The organism is Pseudobutyrivibrio sp., assembly GCF_015057185.1.
GTDB lineage: Bacteria > Bacillota > Clostridia > Lachnospirales > Lachnospiraceae > Pseudobutyrivibrio.
On the sequence record NZ_SVEV01000001.1, the window covers coordinates 60,834 to 82,119 of the forward strand.

The 21,286-nt window shown below is 36.3% G+C and carries 17 protein-coding genes; all 17 read left to right on the forward strand.

All coding sequences use genetic code 11. The annotated features are described in order from the left end of the window. Positions 1-15: 15 nt before the first annotated feature. The 17 genes from E7276_RS00325 to ybeY all read left to right on the forward strand — a co-directional run bounded on the left by E7276_RS00325 (position 16) and on the right by ybeY (position 21,278). Positions 16-1,413, forward strand: coding sequence for an adenylate/guanylate cyclase domain-containing protein (locus tag E7276_RS00325; RefSeq protein WP_294212323.1), 1,398 nt, complete (start codon positions 16-18; stop codon positions 1,411-1,413). 146 nt (positions 1,414-1,559) lie between these two features. Beyond that, positions 1,560-1,826, forward strand: coding sequence for a 30S ribosomal protein S15 (gene rpsO, locus E7276_RS00330; RefSeq protein ID WP_294212324.1), 267 nt, complete (start codon positions 1,560-1,562; stop codon positions 1,824-1,826). Between the two features lie 173 nt (positions 1,827-1,999). Beyond that, complete coding sequence (locus E7276_RS00335) at positions 2,000-4,081, forward strand: polyribonucleotide nucleotidyltransferase (protein ID WP_294212326.1); 2,082 nt, start codon at positions 2,000-2,002, stop codon at positions 4,079-4,081. A gap of 63 nt (positions 4,082-4,144) precedes the next feature. Further along, positions 4,145-6,049 (forward strand): ABC-F family ATP-binding cassette domain-containing protein, encoded by a 1,905-nt coding sequence (locus tag E7276_RS00340; RefSeq protein ID WP_294212327.1) that lies wholly within the window; start codon positions 4,145-4,147, stop codon positions 6,047-6,049. Positions 6,050-6,109: 60 nt separating this feature from the next. Beyond that, on the forward strand, positions 6,110-6,742 hold the full coding sequence (locus tag E7276_RS00345) for a redox-sensing transcriptional repressor Rex (protein WP_294212329.1): 633 nt from the start codon (positions 6,110-6,112) through the stop codon (positions 6,740-6,742). 8 nt (positions 6,743-6,750) lie between these two features. Beyond that, on the forward strand, positions 6,751-7,530 hold the full coding sequence (locus E7276_RS00350) for a hypothetical protein (RefSeq protein WP_294212330.1): 780 nt from the start codon (positions 6,751-6,753) through the stop codon (positions 7,528-7,530). Positions 7,531-7,631: 101 nt separating this feature from the next. After that, a complete protein-coding gene (locus E7276_RS00355) occupies positions 7,632-8,513 on the forward strand; it encodes a hemolysin family protein (protein ID WP_294212331.1) in 882 nt (293 codons plus the stop codon). A gap of 59 nt (positions 8,514-8,572) precedes the next feature. Further along, positions 8,573-9,301: a YebC/PmpR family DNA-binding transcriptional regulator gene (locus E7276_RS00360; protein ID WP_294212332.1), complete on the forward strand. Its 729-nt coding sequence runs from the start codon at positions 8,573-8,575 to the stop codon at positions 9,299-9,301. Between the two features lie 165 nt (positions 9,302-9,466). Continuing rightward, the gene (locus E7276_RS00365; RefSeq protein ID WP_294212839.1) at positions 9,467-10,915 is read left to right on the forward strand and encodes a glycogen synthase; all 1,449 of its coding nucleotides are present in this window, start codon (positions 9,467-9,469) and stop codon (positions 10,913-10,915) included. 68 nt (positions 10,916-10,983) lie between these two features. Next, positions 10,984-13,671: an FtsK/SpoIIIE family DNA translocase gene (locus E7276_RS00370; RefSeq protein ID WP_294212333.1), complete on the forward strand. Its 2,688-nt coding sequence runs from the start codon at positions 10,984-10,986 to the stop codon at positions 13,669-13,671. A 17-nt stretch (positions 13,672-13,688) separates the two neighbouring features. After that, positions 13,689-15,359, forward strand: coding sequence for a formate--tetrahydrofolate ligase (locus tag E7276_RS00375; RefSeq protein ID WP_294212334.1), 1,671 nt, complete (start codon positions 13,689-13,691; stop codon positions 15,357-15,359). Between the two features lie 5 nt (positions 15,360-15,364). Next, on the forward strand, positions 15,365-16,510 hold the full coding sequence (locus tag E7276_RS00380; protein WP_294212336.1) for a chitobiase/beta-hexosaminidase C-terminal domain-containing protein: 1,146 nt from the start codon (positions 15,365-15,367) through the stop codon (positions 16,508-16,510). Positions 16,511-16,795: 285 nt separating this feature from the next. Beyond that, complete coding sequence (gene rlmH / locus E7276_RS00385) at positions 16,796-17,275, forward strand: 23S rRNA (pseudouridine(1915)-N(3))-methyltransferase RlmH (protein ID WP_294212338.1); 480 nt, start codon at positions 16,796-16,798, stop codon at positions 17,273-17,275. Positions 17,276-17,298: 23 nt separating this feature from the next. After that, positions 17,299-18,603, forward strand: coding sequence for a pyrimidine-nucleoside phosphorylase (locus E7276_RS00390; protein ID WP_294212339.1), 1,305 nt, complete (start codon positions 17,299-17,301; stop codon positions 18,601-18,603). A gap of 1 nt (position 18,604) precedes the next feature. Beyond that, on the forward strand, positions 18,605-19,594 hold the full coding sequence (locus E7276_RS00395; protein ID WP_294212341.1) for a PhoH family protein: 990 nt from the start codon (positions 18,605-18,607) through the stop codon (positions 19,592-19,594). Next, positions 19,591-20,784, forward strand: coding sequence for a hypothetical protein (locus tag E7276_RS00400; RefSeq protein WP_294212342.1), 1,194 nt, complete (start codon positions 19,591-19,593; stop codon positions 20,782-20,784). The genes E7276_RS00395 and E7276_RS00400 overlap by 4 nt, the downstream gene beginning before the upstream one ends. After that, positions 20,781-21,278 carry an rRNA maturation RNase YbeY gene (gene ybeY / locus E7276_RS00405; protein WP_294212344.1) on the forward strand — a complete coding sequence of 166 codons (498 nt, stop codon included), beginning with the start codon at positions 20,781-20,783 and terminating at the stop codon, positions 21,276-21,278. The genes E7276_RS00400 and ybeY overlap by 4 nt, the downstream gene beginning before the upstream one ends. Positions 21,279-21,286 lie beyond the last annotated feature (8 nt).

Consider the following 21,286-nt stretch of genomic DNA (forward strand, 5'->3'; position numbering starts at 1 on the left):
TTATCGGGGGACATTATGGAACAGCTGCATTCATTATTTCTTGAAAATATATTAAAAAATATGTCTGAAGGTATCATGGTTATTGGATTTGATGGAGTCATTAAATTTGCTAATCAGGCTGCCTTTTCAATACTTGGTTTAAAAGAAGAAAACACGATTGGTAATAAGTTTGCTAGTTTATTCTTTGAAGATGAAAAAAATGATGATTTTTCCCAAAATGTATTGGATTCTATCTACGATAGAAATAAGGAGCATCAAACTTTAATAAAATACTATATTGATGACAAAATTCTACATCTTAGGGTGCTTTCTTCTTTTTTAACGGAAAACCAAGAGAAGATTGGAGTAATCATAGTATTTAGCGATTTAAGTGAATTAATTGATTTGAAAGATGCTGTTAAATCAATGGAAAAGATTAAAGCTCTTAATAATCAATTAGAAATCAGAAATAAACTTATAAGCGATACCTTTGGACGATTTTTGTCGGATGATATTGTTAAACAAATATTAGATACTCCTGAAGGTCTCAAGCTTGGTGGCAACAAGCATGAAATAACCATTTTAATGAGCGATTTACGTGGGTTCACGGCGATGAGCGAAAGAATGGATGCCAGTGATTTGATAGAAATGCTAAATCATTATCTAGGTGAGATGACCGATGCTATTCAAAAATATCATGGATCTATAATTGAATTTATAGGAGATGGAATATTTGCAATTTTTGGGGCACCCCTGGCCTCTGAAAATCACGCTGCGCAAGCAGTGGCTGCGGCCCTTGAAATGCAAAAACGAATGGACGGAATTAATGCATGGAACAAAAATCGTGGTTTTCCAAATTTGGAAATGGGTATTGGAATAAATACTGGAGATGTAATTCTTGGTAATATAGGCTCTGAAAAAAGGACAAAATATGGTGTGGTGGGAAAGCATGTAAATTTATGTGGAAGAATTGAAAGCTACACTGTAGGTGGACAAGTTTTAATTTCCCCATATACGAAAGCTTTGATTACACAGGAATTAGAAATTGCAAAGAAAATGGTTGTTTACCCTAAGGGGGCTAATGGTGAACTAGAGCTTAGCCAGGTTACTGGAATCGGTGAACCTTATAATGTGCATGTCGATTTATCAGATAGTGTGCTTAGGCAATTGGAACACCCTATAGCAATAAGCTTTCACAAGATTGATGGAAAGCATGAGGATTCAAAAACTTTATATGGTGGCTTGATTGCAGTAGCAAGAGATGGAGCTCTTATGGAGAGTGATGTAGCACTTGAGGTTTATGGAAATATACTGATAAATGCTGGGGGAAAGCTGTTTTGCAAAGTAATAGATAAACAGGATGATAGATATGTGTTACAATATACTTCAATTCCTACTGGTTATGCGGCTTGGTTAAAGAATACAAATATATAGAAAAAGTGTGAAACAATCAATTACTTTATTTACAATAAATTTATACTGTGATATCATATTTCAGGTATTTATTTTACTGTAACTCAGGTCTTGGACACTCCGACCTTTACCTTAGTTGCAGCTTATTCAAAAAAGGAGGAATCAAAATGATTACAAAAGAGAAGAAGCAGGCTATTATCAATGAGTACGCTAGAACAGCTGGTGACACAGGTTCTCCAGAGGTTCAGGTTGCAGTTCTTACAGCTCGTATTTCAGAGCTTACAGAGCACCTTAAGGCAAACCCAGGTGATCATCATTCACGTAGAGGTATGATGAAGATGGTTGGTAAGAGAAGAAACCTTCTTGCTTACCTTAAGAACACAGACATTGAGAGATATCGTTCAATTATTGAGCGTCTTGGCTTAAGAAAGTAATCTATAGGAGCGGAGTGTATTCTCCGCTCATTTTTCTATTAATTAGTTTTCAAGCTCAATCCGAAGCCACTGAATTTGTTAGCGAAAGGCTTCTATGGCTGGTTTTGATGTTCGCTTCATTTTCAGTAGTTTCGGGTTAGTGCTTAAATATATAAAATATTAAGGAGAAAACCATGAAGACATTTACAATGGATTTAGCTGGTAGAACACTCCGTGTTGATATCGGCAGGGTTGCAGCTCAGGCTAATGGGGCAGCATTTATTCAGTATGGTGATACAACAGTTCTTTCAACTGCTACAGCATCTGATAAGCCACGTGATGGAATCGATTTCTTCCCACTTTCAGTTGAATTTGAGGAGAAGACTTATGCAGTAGGTAAGATTCCTGGTGGATTTAATAAGAGAGAGGGTAAGGCATCAGAGAATTCTGTACTTACTTCGCGTGTTATCGATAGACCTATGCGTCCACTTTTTCCAAAGGATTATCGTAACGACGTAACACTTAACAATATGGTAATGGCAGTAGATCCACAGTGCCGTCCAGAGCTTGTTGCTATGCTCGGTGCAGCTATTGCTACTTGCATTTCAGATATTCCTTTTGATGGCCCATGTGCTATGACACAGATGGGTATGATTGATGGTGAGTTTATTGTTAACCCATCACAGGAGCAGTGGGACAAGGGCGACCTTAAGCTTACTGTTGCATCTACAAAAGAAAAGGTTATCATGATTGAGGCTGGCGCTAATATCATCCCTGAGGACAAGATGATTGAAGCTATCTACAAGTGTCATGATGTTAACCAGACAGTTATCGCTTTTATCGAGCAGATGGTTGCTGAGTGCGGTAAACCAAAGCATGAATATACATCATGCGCTATTCCTGAGGAGCTCTTCGCAAAGATGAAGGAAATCGTTACTCCTGAGGAGATGGAAGGTGCTGTATTTACTGATGAAAAGCAGGTTCGTGAAGAGAACATTCGTCAGATTACAGAGCGTCTCGAAGAAGCATTTGCTGATAACGAAGAATGGCTTGCAGTTTTAGGTGAGGCTATTTATCAGTATGAGAAGAAAACAGTTCGTAAGATGATTCTTAAGGATCACAAGCGTCCAGATGGTCGTGAGATTACACAGATTCGTCCACTTGCAGCTGAGGTTGATATTATTCCTAGAGTTCATGGTTCATCTATGTTTACTCGTGGACAAACACAGATTTGTGATGTAGTTACACTTGCACCTCTTTCAGAGGCTCAGAAGATTGATGGTCTTGATCCATTTGTAACTGAGAAGAGATATATGCACCACTATAATTTCCCTGCATATTCTGTAGGTGAGACAAAGCCTTCACGTGGTCCAGGACGTCGTGAAATCGGTCATGGTGCACTTGCTGAGAGAGCACTTCTTCCAGTACTTCCATCACCAGAGGAGTTCCCTTATGCTATTCGTGCTGTATCTGAGACTTTTGAGTCTAACGGATCTACATCAATGGCGTCTACATGTGCTTCATGTATGTCATTAATGGCAGCTGGTGTTCCTATCAAGGCTATGGTCGCTGGTATTTCTTGTGGTCTTGTTACAGGAGATACAGATGATGATTTCGTACTTCTTACAGATATTCAGGGTCTTGAGGACTTCTTCGGAGATATGGACTTCAAGGTTACTGGTACTAAGGAAGGTATTACAGCTATCCAGATGGATATTAAAATTCACGGTCTTACACGTCCGATCGTTGAGGGCGCTATTGCTAGATGTCGTGAAGCTAGATTATTCATTATGGACAACTGCATGAGCAAAGCAATCGCTGAGCCACGTAAGCAGGTTGGCGAATATGCACCAAAGATCATTCAGCTTTCTATTGACCCTGAAAAGATTGGTGATGTAGTTGGACAGAGAGGAAAGACTATCAACGAAATCATTGCTAGATGTGATGTTAAAATCGATATTACTGATGATGGCAATGTTTCGATTTGCGGTACAGATGCTGCAAAGATGGAAGAAGCTAAGAGAATGATCGAAATCATTACAACAGATTTCGAAAAGGATCAGATTCTTACAGGTAAGGTCGTTAGCATCAAGGAATTCGGCGCATTCGTTGAGTTTGCTCCAGGCAAAGAAGGAATGGTACACATTTCTAAGATTGCTAAGGAAAGAATTGATAGAGTGGAAGATGTTCTTACTCTTGGTGATACTGTTAAGGTTATTTGCCTTGGCAAGGACAAGATGGGACGTATTAGCTTCTCAATCAAGGATGTTCAGTAATTAACTAGATTAATAAATGCGCCTGGCAGTTCTGTCAGGCGCTATTTTTAGGATAAGTACAATATGCTATTAAACGTTTCACACTTATATAAATCATTTGGAGAAGACAGCATCATAAAGGATGCCACTTTTACGGTAGACGAAGGCTCTAAAGTAGCCATCGTCGGTAACAACGGCACAGGAAAATCAACATTACTTAAAATCATTATTGGTGATTTGCCTGCTGATGATGGTGAGGTTACTCTAAAAAAAGATGCTACAATTGGATACTTGGCTCAGTACCAAGAGGATGCTTTCGGAAGCAATATTCTTGATACTGTATTGTCAGCTAGAGAAGATTTGCTTTCCATGGAAAAAAAGCTTTCTGAAATGGAACAACAAATGAATAGTCTAGATCATTCTGAAATGGATGCATTTATGGAAAATTATCATAAGCTTCAGCATCAGTTTGATATAAATGGTGGCTATACATTTCGTTCTGAAGCTGTAGGTATTCTTAAAGGCTTAGGATTTGAACAGGAAGACTTTGAAAAAGGCATGAATGAGCTTTCTGGTGGTCAAAAAACCAGAGTTAGTCTTGGTAGACTACTTGCATCATCGCCTGATTTGCTTCTGCTGGATGAGCCTATTAACCACTTAGATTTAAAATCAATTATGTGGTTGGAAGGATACCTTTCAGGCTATAAAGGGTCGGTAATAATTGTTGCACATGATAGATATTTCTTAGATAAGATAGCTGATCATATAGTAGATTTATCCTATGGTAAAACTACAGTTTACACAGGAAACTACACAGCCTTTGTTGCTCAAAAAGAAATCAATCAGCTTTCATACGAACGCAGCTATGAGAAACAACAAAAAGAAATAGAACATCAAAAGGCGGTTATTGAAAAGCTTCAGTCTTTTAATAGAGAAAAATCAATTAAAAGAGCAGAAAGCCGAAAAAAGACTCTTGATAAAATGGAGATAATGGATGCTCCTGATAAAGAAATGCCTAAAATGCGCCTTACACTTGAAATTGAAAAGGAAAGTGGAAAGGACGTATTGGACTTTTCTCATGTGACTAAATCATATGATGATAAAAACATTTTTACAGATTTATCCTTTGAGGTTCATAAAGGGGATAGAATAGCAATTCTTGGAGATAATGGCACAGGCAAAACAACTATTCTAAAATGTATAAATGGTCTTACAGATTTTGAATCTGGAGAAATCAGATTTGGATCTAACGTTACAGTTGGATATTATGACCAGGAACAGCAGGGGCTTACTGAAACAAATACTATTTTTAGTGAGCTTCATGATGCTTATCCTTTCTTAACTGAGACTAAGGTTCGCAATACTCTGGCAGCATTTATGTTTACCGAAGATGATGTGTTCAAGAGAATCAAGGATTTATCCGGTGGTGAACGTGGTCGTGTTTCCCTTGCAAAGCTTATGCTTTCAAAGTCTAACCTATTAATTCTCGATGAGCCTACTAACCATTTGGATATGGACTCGAAGCTCATGCTAGAAGAAGCTTTAAATAACTTTGACGGCACGTTGCTTTATGTAAGTCATGACAGATATTTTGTTAACAAAACCGCTAATACCATATTGGAGCTTACATCTTCAGGATTGACTAAATATCTTGGCAATTACGATGATTATATAGCAAAGAAAGAACAGCTATATGGAACGGTGAGTGAGGATGCTTCTTCTAAGTCTGCTGAAGTAACAGCTGCAAAGCTTGATTTTAAAGAGCAGAAGCGTATAGAGGCAGAGAAGAGAAAGCTTCAAAATAAGATTTCTAAAATCGAAGAAGAAATCGAATCTTTGGAAGAAAAGAAGGCAGCAATTGATGAAGAGTTTCTTAAACCAGAGAATATGGTAAACTCTGCAAAGCTTAATGAACTTACAGCGGAACAGAATAAAATAAACGTAAGACTTGAAGAACTGTATGATCAGTGGGGATTGTTAAATCCTTGACAAGATATTACACAGATTTTATAATTAGGACATAGATTACTTGTTTAGGAGGCGTTTGCTTTGGATAAGAAGATATCACAGGCTGTTATTAGACGATTGCCTAGGTACTATAGATATTTAGGAGAATTATTGGATGATGGTGTTGAACGTATTTCATCTAATGATTTGAGCAAGAGAATGCATGTTACAGCTTCTCAAATTAGACAGGATTTAAATAATTTTGGTGGCTTCGGTCAGCAGGGATATGGCTATAATGTACAGTATTTACATGATGAGATTGGCAATATTCTTGGTGTTAATGACGTACATAACGTTATTGTTATTGGTGCAGGTAATCTTGGTCAGGCTATCGCAGGATATGTCAAATTCGAAAGAGTTGGCTTTAAAATTATTGGCCTTTTCGATGTTAATCCTGAGCTTAAGGGCAAAATGGTAAGAGATTTACCAATTCAGATGCTTGATGATTTGCCTGATTTTATCAAGGAAAATAATGTAGAAATCGCTGCGCTTACATTGCCTAAGTCAAATGCAAAGGCTACAGCTTTAAAGCTTGTTTCACTTGGTGTACATGCGATTTGGAATTTTGCACACGTTGATTTAGATGATATTCCTGATACTGTAATTGAGAATGTTCATCTTTCTGATAGTTTGATGCAATTATCTTATAATATTACTCAGCACAATAATAAGTAGGTGTTGTTATGGGGGAGCGAGATTTTTCTGGAGCTTTATCAAAAATAAAAGTTCCTATGTTGATATTAGATCAAAAATGGCACAGGCTATTTGCCTTGGGTGGCAAACCTGATGTTGTCAAAGAATTAGAGAGCAAGGAAAGCGATTTGTTAAAACGCGAAGCTGAGCTCAAAAAAGAACTCAAAGACCTTAAAAAGGTTAAAGAAACTCTTATGGCTTCTGTTATGTCAAATATGGAAGGCACTTCGGATTTGGTTTCTAAGAAGCTTGATGAGGATAAGCGCTTACTAGAAGAATGTAAACAAAGAATTGAATCAGCAGAGGACGAATTAAAGGATTTACCTTCGGTAACAGAGGATACAAATAGAGAGCTTATGATGGCTACTATGGATTTTTGTTATGACAAGCTCAGAACAAATTCTCAAGAAGCTGAGGAAATTACTAACTGGATTAAGGATATTAGAGTTCAGCTCAAGAAAAACGTTATCAGAAAGCATAATAGAGAAATAAATAATAAAGAGATTTATTCTTATATGCATGACGTTTTTGGTATGGAGGTTCTTAATTTATTTGACCTTCAAAATGAAGACTTTTATTTGGGCATTGCAGATGACAAACCTGAAGATAAACAAAATGCCGAATCAAAAGAAAAGGCTTCGGACTTATCAAACGTTAATTTAGAGGATGTAGATTTGGATGCAATCGCTAAAGAAACAAAAGAAGTTAAAGAAGATGATTCGGAAGAAAATATCTCAGAAGAAGCAGCTGTTGCCGATAAATCTGAATAATCTATGAAATCTAAAGACTAAGCAGCATAATGCTTAGTCTTTTTTCACGACATATGGTAAAATATATTGTGTCAACCACAAATAGTTGGAAAGGAGTAAGTATGGAAGACGGGTCCAGTCCCTATGTAATTATTATTTTAGGTGTTTTAGCTTTTGTCGAGTTAATAATTATTTTTATTTTTTATAGGAAATCAAAACAGGCTGATGTTACAGAAGAGGATGTAATTTCTCTAGTTAATGAGGGCCATGAAGACGGTAATATTCTTGCCTCTGAGGCAGCGATGATTCAAAATATTTTTGAATTCTCTGATACAGATGTAAAGGATATTATGACTCATAGGAAAAATATAGTTGCTATTGATGGTGATTGGAGTCTTAGAGATACCATTACCTTTATTAATGAGCACAATATGAGTAGATATCCTGTGTATATTGAGGATTTAGACAATATCATTGGAATACTACATATCAAAGATATTCTTACATACTTTGACAAGGATATTGATAATGTAAAGATTAAAGATTTAAAAGATCTTATGTCTGTGGCTGAGTTTGTGCCAGAAACCCACGGTATTAATACGTTATTTGCAAAAATGCAATCCAAAAAACGTCATATGGTGATAGTTTTGGATGAATATGGTCAGGTATCTGGGTTATTATCACTAGAGGATATTCTTGAAGAAATCGTTGGTAATATCGAAGATGAACACGATGATGTGGAGACCTCTATAGAGGTTAGGCCAAATGATACTTTCATAATGGACGGAAGCACTACACTAGAGGAAGTAGAAGATTTAGTTGGTACCAAATTATCTGATGACTTTGAGACTCTTAACGGCTACCTGATTTCCCTCTATGGAAAGATTCCAGAAGACGGGAAAAGCTTTAAGTTAGAGGATGAAGACTTTGTTTTTTACATCAAAAATGTAACTGATAAGGTTATCGGAGAAGTTTTTGCTCGTAGGAAAAGTCACATTGAATAAGTTATTATGATTTGATATAATTTTTTGAGATTTATTTTAGAAAAGAGGTAAATGATTATATGTCAGGACATTCAAAATTTGCGAATATTAAACACAAAAAAGAAAAGAATGATGCTGCAAAAGGAAAGATTTTTACAATAATTGGTCGTGAAATCGCTGTAGCTGTTAAGGAAGGCGGTCCAGACCCTAACAATAATTCAAAGCTTCGTGATGTAATCGCAAAAGCTAAATCAAATAACGTACCTAACGCTACCATTGAAAATGGTATCAAAAAAGCTGCTGGTAACGTAGATTCTGTTAACTATGAGACAGTTACATATGAAGGATATGGTCCTAACGGTACAGCTATTATCGTAGACTGCTTAACAGATAATAGAAATCGTACAGCTGCTAACGTACGTAATGCATTTACAAAGGGTGGCGGAAGCATCGGTACTCCTGGTTGCGTTTCATTTATGTTCGATAATAAGGGACAGATTATCATCTCTAAAGAAGACTGCAGCATGGACGCTGATGATTTAATGATGATTGCTCTTGATGCAGGTGCTGAGGATTTCTCAGAAGAAGATGATTGCTTTGAGATTTATACTGCTCCAGATGATTTCTCTGCAGTTAGAGAGGCACTTGAGGCTGAAAATATTCCTATGGCAGATGCTGAGGTAACTATGATTCCTCAGACATATGTTGAGCTTACAGATGAGCAGGATTTATACAAGATCAACAAGATTCTTGATCTTCTTGATGAGGATGATGATGTACAGAATGTATATCATAACTGGGAAGAGTAAATAGGAGGGGCCCAAGCTTGCTTGGGAGGAACCTGTTTACCACAACCCACTCTCTTTTTTGCGTAGCAAAAATCTTAAATGAGTGGGTTTTCCCGTGGGTTTTCCCGCGAGTCTTCCCGCGGGTTTTCCTGGAAAAAACACAATAAATAATTGAGGGGTTTAATGATGAACAAAATACTTTTTGCTGCCAGTGAGTGCGTTCCATTCGTAAAGACTGGTGGTTTGGCTGATGTTTGCGGAGCCTTACCAAAGGAATTTTCTAAAGAATACTTCGATGTAAGGGTGGTATTACCATACTATACCTTTATTCCTGAGAAGTATAAAAAAGACTTTAAATACTTAACTAGCTTCCAGATGAACATGGGACCACTTGTTGGGACAAAGTATGTTGGGGTTTTTGAATATGAATTAGATGGTGTTACATACTATTTCATAGATAATCATGATTATTTTGATTGCTTTTATCCTTATTCAGAGGATAGATGGGATCTTGAAAAGTTTATATTCTTTGACAAGGCTGTACTTTCAATGCTTCCACTTATTGGATTTCAGCCAAATCTTATCCATTGTCACGACTGGCAAACAGGTTTTATACCTGTATACCTTAAAACGGATTTCCAGGGAGATCAGTTTTTCTGGGGCATGAAGTCTGTTATGACAATTCATAATCTTAAGTTCCAAGGAATGTGGGACACAAAAACTGTAGCAGGTATATCAGGCCTATCAATGAACTTATTTACACCTGACAAGCTTGAATACAAAAAATGTGGCAATATGCTAAAGGGTGGTCTCGTTTATGCAGACTACATCACAACTGTATCAGCAAAATATTGTGATGAAATTCAGATGCCATATTACGGCGAGGGCTTAGATGGATTACTTAGAGCTCGTCACTATGATATGCAGGGTATTATTAACGGTATTGATAACGAGGTTTATAATCCAGCTACAGATACTAAAATCTACAAAAACTATGACGTTAGCAATTTCAGAAAATACAAAAAGATTAATAAAACTAAGATTCAGCAGGATTTAGGTCTTGAAGTCGATCCTAAAAAATATATGATTGGATTGATTTCTCGTTTAACAGATCAAAAGGGCCTTGATCTTATTAATTATTGTATCGAAGGTATTGTTGATGACTTCACTCAGCTTGTTGTTATCGGAACAGGTGAGTCTAAATATGAGAATATGTTTAGACATTATGCATGGAAATACCCAGAGAAAATTTCAGCAACAATTAGCTATGATGACAATTTAGCACATAAATTGTACGCTGCAGCTGACGCATTTTTGATGCCATCTAGATTTGAACCATGTGGACTTACACAGCTTATTTCATTTAGATATGGTACAGTTCCAATTGTTCGTGAGACAGGTGGCCTTAGCGATACTGTAGAAGCATATAACGAATATATGAAGACCGGTGATGGCTTCTCTTTTGCAAACTACAACGGAGACGAATTGCTTAATACTGTCAACTACAGTAAATACATATATTTCGATAAGAAAGCTCAGTGGAATAAAATGGTTGAACGAGGCATGAATAAAAATTATTCATGGGCTGTTCAAAAAGAAAAATATGAGAATATATATAACTATCTAATTGGGTAGTATAATAATTGAAAAGAGAATAGTTTAATAGCTATTCTCTTTTTGATGAAATGTTATGAGGTTATACTTTGGCAACAAAAGGGAAGAATAATTCTGTTAGAAAATCAAATAAAGGCCGCAGTACTAAAAAGGCTAATACAAGATCAAAGGCACCTAAAAAGGTGGAAGAAGATGATTTTGATGATCCTTTCTTCGCAGATTCAACTAGAGAGATTATTTTGTGGGGATCATTAGGTCTTTGTATTTTATTATCTATTAGTAATTTTGGTATAGGTGGTGTGGCTGGTAATGCGGTTGCAGACTTTTTATTTGGTATGTTTGGCATTATCCAGTATCTTCTACCATTCATGGTAGTTTTTTCTGCATTTTTTATAATTTCAAATTATGGTAATAAGGTAGCAGTGGCAAAGGTTATTGCTGGATTTGTTTTGCTTATTTTTATCAGTTCATTTGTGGAACTGATTATTAATGGTTCGTCTATTCTAGTTCCAATAGACGCTTTTGATTACGCTCGTACCAATCATAATGGTGGCGGCCTTATAGGAGGGCTTATTGTATTTGGAATATATGATAGCTTTGGCCTTTTAGGCGCTTACTTGATTGTTTTAATAGTAATGATTGTGTGTACTATTATCATTATTGAACGTTTCGCTTTTGATAAAGTACAACGTTCCTCTAGAATACACGCCGATAGAGCGGCTGCAAAGAGAAGAGCACGTAGAGAAAGAATGCTTATGGAGCGTGAGGCTAATCAAACACGCTTTAATTCCGATAGACAGGCTATTATCAATAAGATTCAAGGCGATAGAGCTCATGAGCTTGAACAAATGAATCAAAAAGATGGAAACAGAATGGATAGAAAGTATTCTGGAATCACATCTAACATTACTCTTTCTAATGATTCTTTAAACACTGGTCTCTCAGGAGATAATGTTGACGAGATTAGATTTAATATGGCAGAAGGAGAAAGTGACTTAGAAATCACAAAAACTAGTCGTCATAAACTTAGATCAGGAGAGAAAAAATCTCGAAGTAGTCATAGATTTAAGGATGAACCACCTGTTATTTTGCCAGAGGAATGTGAGCAGACAGTGCTTCCTACAGAACCTGTCATTAATACTCCATCCACTCCACCAGTGCAAGAAACAGTAGAGGAGCCAGTTATTACGCAACCTGTAACTAGAGCAAAAACTGTTAAATCTGTTCAGCCACAGACTACAAAAGAAGAAGAAAAGTCAACTCCAATGCCAGTTATTAATGCTAATGGAAGCAAAACTAAAAAGGCATTCAAGCTACCACCTATTTCACTTCTTAAGGATGCTAAAAATACTGGTGGTGATTCAAAACAGTACTTGGCTGAAATGGCAAATAAACTTCAGCGCACACTTTGTAATTTCGGTGTTCAAGCTAATGTTACAGAAGTTACACTTGGACCTTCTGTGACTCGTTATGAGCTAGAAATAGCTGAAGGTACCAGAGTTTCAAAGGTTCTGAATCTTCAGGACGACATTAAGCTTAGTATGGCTGTTACTGATGTGCGAATTGAGGCACCTATTCCTGGTAAATCAGCCATTGGTATCGAAGTACCTAACAAAGTTAAGTCTATGGTTTCCTTTAAGGAATTAGTTTCTTCAAAGGAATTTAAATCAGCTAAATCAAAAATATCATTCTGTGTTGGCAAGGATATTTCTGGTAGTGTAATTGTCGGAAATATTGAAAAGATGCCTCACTTGCTTATTGCAGGCGCTACAGGTTCAGGTAAATCAGTTTGTATAAATACTATTATCATGAGTATTCTTTATCACGCTACACCTGATGAAGTTAAGATGATAATGGTTGACCCAAAGATGGTTGAGCTTTCCGTTTACAACGGAATACCTCATTTGTTACTTCCTGTAATTACAGATGCTAAAAAGGCAGCAGGAGCACTACATTGGGCCGTTAAAGAAATGACTGATAGATATGAACTATTGGCTGCTGCTGGTGTTCGTAATCTAGAAGGATTTAATGAAAAGGTAGACTCTAATTCTCTTCCAGAAGAAATTCCAGAAGAAAAAAGAGTTCGTATGTCACAGCTTGTTATTATCTTAGACGAGGTGGCAGATTTGATGATGGTTGCTGCTGCAGATGTTGAGGATTCAATCGTTAGACTTGCACAGTTGGCAAGAGCAGCGGGTATCCATCTTATTATTGCAACTCAAAAACCTACAGTTAATGTTATCACCGGCTTGATTAAAGCTAACGTTCCATCGAGAATCGCTTTTTCTGTTTCAAGCAGTAATGATTCACGAGTTATTTTGGATATGAACGGAGCCGAGGATCTACTTGGCAACGGTGATATGCTTTATGCTCCTCAGAACCTTTCTAAGCCTATTAGAATTCAAGGTGCATTTGTTAGTGATGATGAAGTAAGCGCTGTTGTTGATTTCTTAAAGAGCAACAATGAGGCCGCTGATTATAATTCAGATATTGAAGCACAAATTCAAAACTCTGAGGCGTCTAACGGTTCGGTATCAATCTCTGGAGAGCCAGATAATTCTAGAGATCCATTATTTGCCGACGCAGGTCGTCTTGTCATAGAAAATCAAAAGGGCTCTATTGGATACCTACAAAGAAACTTTAGAATCGGATTTAATAGAGCGGCTCGTATTATGGACCAATTAGCAGAAGCTGGCGTTGTTGGACCAGAAATGGGCACAAAGCCTAGAGAAATTCGCATGGCTATTTCAGAGTTTGAAGAACTAATAAAAGCATAGTAAAGGGAGTTGTATTGATGAAGTCAGACATTCAAATCGCACAGGAAGCAAAAATGGTTCATATCAAGGAGGTTGCAAAGCTACTTGATATTCAGGAGGATGATTTAGAGCTTTATGGAAAGTATAAAGCTAAGCTTTCTGATGAACTTTTAAGCAAAATTGAAGGTAACAAGGATGGAAAGCTTGTTCTTGTAACAGCAATTAACCCTACCCCTGCAGGAGAAGGTAAAACTACTACATCTGTAGGATTGGGACAAGCAATGGGAGTTCTTGGTAAAAAGGCTTGTTTAGCTCTTAGAGAGCCATCGCTTGGTCCATGTTTCGGTATAAAAGGTGGTGCTGCAGGAGGTGGATACGCCCAGGTTGTACCTATGGAGGATCTTAATCTTCATTTTACAGGTGATTTCCATGCGATTACTTCCGCTAACAATTTGCTTGCCGCAATGTTAGATAACCACATTCAGCAGGGAAATTCTCTTGGAATTGATCCACGCCAAATTGTTTGGAAGAGATGTCTTGACATGAATGATAGAGCCCTTAGAAATATTGTTGTTGGCTTAGGCTCTAAAATGGATGGAATGGTTCGTGAAGACCATTTTGTTATTACAGTAGCTTCTGAGATAATGGCAATTCTTTGCCTTGCAAATGATATGCATGATCTTAAAGAACGCTTAGGAAGAATTATTGTTGCATATTCATTTGATGGAAAGCCTGTTACAGCAGACGATTTACAGGCTACAGGTGCAATGGCTGCATTATTAAAGGATGCTCTTAAGCCAAATTTAATTCAAACCCTTGAACATACACCTGCAATTGTTCACGGTGGTCCTTTTGCTAATATAGCTCATGGATGCAATTCTGTTAGAGCTACAAAGGCTGCTATGAAGCTTGCAGATATTACAATTACAGAGGCTGGTTTTGGTGCTGATCTTGGTGCTGAGAAGTTCTTTGACATTAAATGCAGAATGGCTGGCCTTAAACCAGATGCTGTTGTTTTGGTAGCAACTATTCGTGCCTTGAAATATAATGGTGGTGTAGCTAAAGCAGACCTTACTAATGAGAATTTAGATGCTCTTAAAAAGGGTATTGTTAACCTTGAAAAGCATATTGAAAATCTTCAGAAGTATGGTGTACCTGTTGTTGTTACACTTAATTCATTTGTTACTGATACACAGGCTGAAACTGACTTCGTCAAAACTTTCTGCCAGGAAAGAGGTTGTGAATTCGCTCTTTCAGAAGTATGGGAAAAAGGCGGCGAAGGCGGCGTAGAGCTTGCTAAAAAGCTTATTGAGGTTCTAGAGACAAAGGAAAGCAACTTCAAGCCTATTTATGAAGATTCATTATCATTAAAGGACAAAATTAAAACTGTTGCTACAGAAATATATGGAGCAGATGATGTTACCTATTCAGCTGCAGCTGAAAAAGAGTTAAAGAGAATAGAAGAGCTTGGTATGGGCAATTTCCCAGTTTGTATGGCAAAGACTCAGTATTCTCTATCAGATGATCCTACAAAGCTTGGCAGACCTGAAAACTTTACTGTTAATGTTCGTGAAGTTTACGCTTCAGCTGGCGCAGGATTTATTGTAGCTGTAACTGGTACTATAATGACTATGCCAGGTTTACCAAAGGTTCCAGCTGCTAATAACATTGATGTTACAGATGAAGGAATAATTACAGGACTATTCTAATAATTATGAAATGCAAAAATTGTGGAGAGGAAATTGAATCAAAGCTTTTGTACTGCCCAAAATGCGGGGAGTCTATTCAGCTTGTGCCTGAATATGATGTTTTGGAAGAAGAACTTCTATCAAAAGTTGTAGAAGATAAAAACAAATCCAAAGAAAAATTCGCCACAGGCGTATACAAAACAACTGGTTCAGACAAAACAGCTAATTCTCACAAAAAAGTCGTTGCGCCTAAGGAGGCTATCCTTAGCAAACGTTCATGTATTTTATTAATTACATTTTTACTAATTATAAGTATTGGTGGTACTTGTTTGATTGCAGCATATGCAAATAAGCATTCTTATGACAATCTTATGAATTCGGCTATAAAGGCAGAGGAAGGTAGTCAATATGCAAAAGCATTGGGCTACTACGAAGAGGCTTACAATATTAAGACTGATTCGTACGAGGCGATATACGGCCTTGGTCGAATGTACTTCAAGGTTAAAGAATACAAAAATGCAGTTGAATATCTTACAATAGCCTTAAATTACGAGCCTGATAATAAAACGATATATTCATATTTGTTGCAATCATATGTAGCACTAAAGGATTATGATTCTATTCATACGTTAGCTGATAATGCGCCTAATGAAGAAATCTATTCTATGATTAGTTCATATTTTGTTTCTGCACCGACATTTAGCGATGAAGGTGGCGAATATGATACGAGTCTTACCATATATTTAAAAGCAAATAATGGAGATCAAATTTTTTATACAACAAATGGCAAAAATCCTGTTACATCAGGAAAGCTTTATTCTGACGGGATTACGTTGAAGGAAGGCACTACCGAAATAAAAGCTGTTTCTGTAAACTCAGAGGGCTATTATTCTGATGTTGCTAGCGAAACCTATGTAATAGAATATGCGGAATTATCTACGCCAGCTGTATCTCCAGAAGCGGGAACATATACAGAATTACAGTATATTTCAATTGCTGTTCCTGATAATGCAACCGCTTATTATACATGGGATGGCTCAGATCCTGCAGAGAATGGAATAGAATATACAGAACCATTTCCTATAATTTCAGGAGATAGCGTTTTATCGGTTGTTATAATTGATGCTAATGGAAATCAAAGCCCATTATATAGGGGAGAATATCATTACTAATAATCCTCTAAGATGCAAAGTAATAGCTTAGAAGAAATAGAAAAATGTTACGAAAAATAGTTTCACATTTACTTCACAGATAAAGCCAAATTTATACATAATTTAATTGTATGATAACATCATCTCAACAAGAGATACATTTTTCATAACATTATTCTCCCTTTTTAAAGACACGTCACCGCAGGCGTGTCTTTGTTTTTGCTGTAAATTTCTAGAACCACTAAATGTATGGTTTCTATGTTCATTCTATTGTTAAATCCTACTAAATGTTCTAAAATAGGTTACATGAATATTAAGATTCTATGTGTAGGAAAAATCAAAGAAAAGTTTTATACACAGGCAATTGACGAATACTTAAAACGCCTTTCTAAATACTGCTCAGTAAAGGTTATAGAGGTGGCCGATGAAAAAACTTCAGAGAATGCCTCTGATACTGAAATTAGTATTATTAAAAATAAAGAAGGAGAGCGTTTATTAAAGCAAATAAATGATAAGGACTTTGTTATAGGGCTAGCTATTCTTGGAAAACAACTTGATTCAGTTGAATTCTCTAAATATATCGAGAACCTAGGCATTCAAGGAAATAGTTCTATAGCCTTTGTAATCGGTGGATCATTGGGACTTGCTGACGAGGTGCTTAATCGATGCCAGTTCCAAATTTCTTTTTCTAAGATGACTTTCCCTCATCAATTAATGAGAGTGGTGTTATTAGAGCAGATTTATAGAGCTATGCGTATTATGAAAAATGAACCTTATCATAAATAATAGTTTATTCGGAGGGTATCTACATGAGAATGTATGATTTAATTGAAAAAAAGAAACTCGGCAAAGAGCTTTCTACCGAGGAAATATATGAGATAATCAATGGCTATACAAATGATGAAATACCTGATTATCAAATATCTGCACTTTTAATGGCTATTTGTTTTAATGGAATGAGCGTTAGAGAGCGCTATGATTTAACAATGGCTATGAGAGATTCAGGCGATATTCTTGATTTATCTTCAATAGACGGGGTTAAAATCGACAAGCATTCTACTGGCGGAGTTGGAGACAAGGTAACTTTAGTTTTAGGACCAATTATCGCTTCTATAGGCGTTCCTGTTGCCAAAATGAGTGGTAGAGGACTTGGTCATACAGGTGGAACTATTGACAAATTAGAGGCTTTTCCTGGATTTAATGTAGCTTTATCTGAAGAGGAGTTTATTAATCAGGTTAACAAAATTAAAATTGCAGTTACTGGTCAGTCTAAAAATCTTGCGCCAGCAGATAAAAAGCTTTATGCGCTTAGAGATGTAACAGCTACTGTTGATGAGGTTTCACTTATAACAGGCTCAATTATGTCTAAAAAGCTTGCAGCTGGCACAGACGCTATCGTACTTGATGTTACAGTTGGTGACGGTGCATTTATGAAAAATAAGGATTCAGCACTTGAGCTTGCTCATTCTATGGTTGATATAGGCAAAAGAGCTGACAAGAAAATAGCAGCTGTTCTTACAAATATGGATGAGCCTTTGGGCTTTGCTGTAGGTAATAATCTAGAAGTAATCGAAGCAATAAATGCTCTTCAGGGTAAGGGACCTGAGGATTTAATGGAGGTTGTATATGCCTTAGGTTCTCAGATGATTGTTTTCTCTGGCATAGAAACTGATAAAGCAAAAGCCAAAGCACTTATGGAAAAAGCCATAGAGGATGGCAGTGCATATAATAAATTTATAGAATTTATCGAGGCCCAGGGGGGCGATTCTTCTTTTGCAAAGGATATTAATAAATTTAAGCCTGCAGAACATATTATTCCAGTTTGTGCAAATGAAGATGGCTATGTTCATGCATTAAAGGCAGAATCTTTTGGTCTTGCTTCAATGTCACTTGGCGGCGGACGTGAGACCTTTGACGATGTTATAGACATGTCTGTTGGTATTGTATTAAACAAAAAAGTAGGGGATGAAATCAAATCAGGTGAACCTATTTGCTACATACATGCTAACGATTTAAATAAAGCAAAGAAAGCCGAAGACATGATTAGAAATGCCACAGTTATTGCAAAAGATAATTGCGGTCACATGCAGTTAATTCTTGATATAGTAGAGTAATATGAGCGATTTTTCACTAAACATAAGTATTCCAGCAGAGCACATAGATAATATATTTGGTCAGTTTGATAAAAATATAAAAACGATCGAAAAAGGGATGAATATTTCATTTGTCCTGCGTGATGATATCATTAAATTACTAGGGGACAAAACCCATGTCGAACACGCTAATATAATTGTTAATGAGTTACTAGAGCTATCAAAGGCTGGGAATATTATTACAACACAGGATGTAAATTACGTTATGTCAATAGAACAAGAAAAAATTGAAAGTCATGATGTTTCAGGAGCTAGAGGTGAGATTATTTGCCATACTACCACAGGAAAGCCAGTTGCCCCTAAAACATTGGGTCAGAAAAAATATGTAGATGCTATTTCGGATAACATGATAGTTTTTGGCGTTGGCCCAGCCGGTACAGGTAAAACATATCTTGCAATGGCTAAAGCTATTACTGCTTTTAAAAACGAAGAAGTTTCTAGAATAATTCTTACTAGACCAGCCATAGAAGCAGGAGAGAAGCTAGGCTTTTTACCTGGAGATTTACAGAGTAAGGTTGATCCATATTTACGCCCTTTATATGATGCACTTTATCAAATTATGGGAGCAGAAGCATTTCAACGAAATATGGAAAAGGGATTAATTGAGGTTGCACCTCTTGCATATATGAGAGGTCGTACTCTTGACAATGCTTTCATCATATTAGACGAGGCGCAGAATACCACACCTGCTCAAATGAAGATGTTTTTAACCCGTATAGGTTTTGGCTCAAAGGCTGTTATTACCGGTGATTTAACACAAAAGGATTTACCTGGTGGTGTTAAATCAGGCTTAGATGATGCCATGAAGATTCTTAAAAATATTGAAGATATTAAAATCTGTACTTTAGATGCCAAAGACGTTGTAAGACATCCTTTAGTCCAAAAAATTGTTAATGCATACGAGGTTTACGACAAAAAAGCTGAAAATAAATCTAAAAGGACAAAAAAATGAAATATACTAACAGGTTTTCCGCAAAACGTTTAGGCTATTCTGTAGGTATGGCATTTATATTTATTATAGCTAATACTTTCATGTGCATATTTGCTTCGGTGTTGGTTGATAAATATATTTGTTTGGCAGCTATTAATATTTGTTTCTTTTTGTTGTTTATGCTTTTATTGATAAACAGAAGATTAGAAGGCAAATTGCCAGAATTCAATTTTATTACATATGGCAAAATTACAGCTGTTATTTTTTTAGATTGGGTTCTAGTTTTTGTTTGTGGTGAATTTGCGCCAGTTTTTTTCGCACCATTTATACTGGTACCTATGCTATCTAGCTGCGTTTTTGACGATGGTCTTAGCATCAGTCTTAGTATTTATTTGATTATTATTTCTTCACTCTGTTGGGATTATAGTATTTATATTGTTCTTTGCTATATTACGATGGTTCTATTTGGTTCCATTTTAACTACCTTCATGAAGCGTGAGGAGAATATTTTTAAGCTATATGGGGTAATCCTTACATTTACAATTACCACATTAGTTTCTGTCATATTTTATTATTTCAATTATTTAGAGCTTACATTTTCTGTATTCATATATGGATTAATAGAAGGTTTGATTGCTGCATTGGTATCAGTTATGATTGTTCCTTTGTTTAGCAAATATGTACTGGAATCCCAATCAGAATCCTACGATATTTTTCTTAGTCCTGATTATTCTCTTTGTCAGGATATTCGAAAGCTCTCATATATAGAATACACTCACGCAATGAGAGTTTCCAAGCTTTCTAGGAAATGCGCCGAGGCCATCAATGCCAACAGCGATTTGGCTGCTTGTGGCGGACTTTATTATCGATTAGGCAAGCTTGAAGGAGAGCCAATTATTGACAATGCTATAAAAATAGCTAATGATTATTGCTTCCCTGGTGATTTGATTCAGATTTTAGCTGAATATGGAGGAGTAGTATTTTTGCCTAGTTCACGGGAGTCAGCTATTGTTCATATGGTTGATTCTGTTGTTACAAAAGTCGAATTGTTTGATTCTGATTCCATGAGTAGCTCTTGGAACCAAAACATGGTAATTTACCAAACTATTAATGAACTTTCTCAAAAGGGTATCTACGATAATTCAGGATTAACTATGAATCAATTCCTGGTTATCAGAGAAATATTAGCAAATGAGGATATTTTAGCATGACTATATTAATAGAAAATGAAATTGATGCTGAATTTGATTTTGATTATGAGGATATTGCGAAAAAGGTAATTGAAACTGCTATGGACCAGCTTAAATTCCCATTTGAAGCAGAAATTAGCCTTACAATTACCGATAGTGAAGGAATACATGCTATCAATAAAGAGTTTCGTAATATTGATTCCGCTACAGATGTGTTATCTTTTCCTATGGTTGAGTATGAAAAACCAGGGGATTTTGATAAAATAGAATCTAATGATGATTTATTCAATCCAGAAACGGGAGAGGTTATACTTGGGGACATTGTTTTATGCGCAGAAAGAATATACTCGCAAGCAGAAGAATATAATCATTCAGTCCTAAGAGAGTATGCTTTTCTTATAGCCCATAGTATGTTACATTTATTTGGGTTTGATCACATGACTGAAGAAGAAGCTTCGGTTATGGAACAGAAACAGCGAGAGATTTTAGATTATCTAAACATTTCTCGTAATTAATCAAAAAG

Coding starts and splice junctions, on each gene's coding strand:
- E7276_RS00325 (WP_294212323.1), top strand. CDS start 16: ATGGAACAGCTGCATTCATTATTTCTTGAAAATATATTAAAAAATATG.
- E7276_RS00400 (WP_294212342.1), top strand. CDS start 19,591: ATGAAATATACTAACAGGTTTTCCGCAAAACGTTTAGGCTATTCTGTA.
- E7276_RS00395 (WP_294212341.1), top strand. CDS start 18,605: ATGAGCGATTTTTCACTAAACATAAGTATTCCAGCAGAGCACATAGAT.
- E7276_RS00335 (WP_294212326.1), top strand. CDS start 2,000: ATGAAGACATTTACAATGGATTTAGCTGGTAGAACACTCCGTGTTGAT.
- E7276_RS00390 (WP_294212339.1), top strand. CDS start 17,299: ATGAGAATGTATGATTTAATTGAAAAAAAGAAACTCGGCAAAGAGCTT.
- E7276_RS00350 (WP_294212330.1), top strand. CDS start 6,751: ATGGGGGAGCGAGATTTTTCTGGAGCTTTATCAAAAATAAAAGTTCCT.
- E7276_RS00360 (WP_294212332.1), top strand. CDS start 8,573: ATGTCAGGACATTCAAAATTTGCGAATATTAAACACAAAAAAGAAAAG.
- E7276_RS00355 (WP_294212331.1), top strand. CDS start 7,632: ATGGAAGACGGGTCCAGTCCCTATGTAATTATTATTTTAGGTGTTTTA.
- E7276_RS00380 (WP_294212336.1), top strand. CDS start 15,365: ATGAAATGCAAAAATTGTGGAGAGGAAATTGAATCAAAGCTTTTGTAC.
- rlmH (WP_294212338.1), top strand. CDS start 16,796: ATGAATATTAAGATTCTATGTGTAGGAAAAATCAAAGAAAAGTTTTAT.
- E7276_RS00375 (WP_294212334.1), top strand. CDS start 13,689: ATGAAGTCAGACATTCAAATCGCACAGGAAGCAAAAATGGTTCATATC.
- E7276_RS00340 (WP_294212327.1), top strand. CDS start 4,145: ATGCTATTAAACGTTTCACACTTATATAAATCATTTGGAGAAGACAGC.
- rpsO (WP_294212324.1), top strand. CDS start 1,560: ATGATTACAAAAGAGAAGAAGCAGGCTATTATCAATGAGTACGCTAGA.
- ybeY (WP_294212344.1), top strand. CDS start 20,781: ATGACTATATTAATAGAAAATGAAATTGATGCTGAATTTGATTTTGAT.
- E7276_RS00365 (WP_294212839.1), top strand. CDS start 9,467: ATGAACAAAATACTTTTTGCTGCCAGTGAGTGCGTTCCATTCGTAAAG.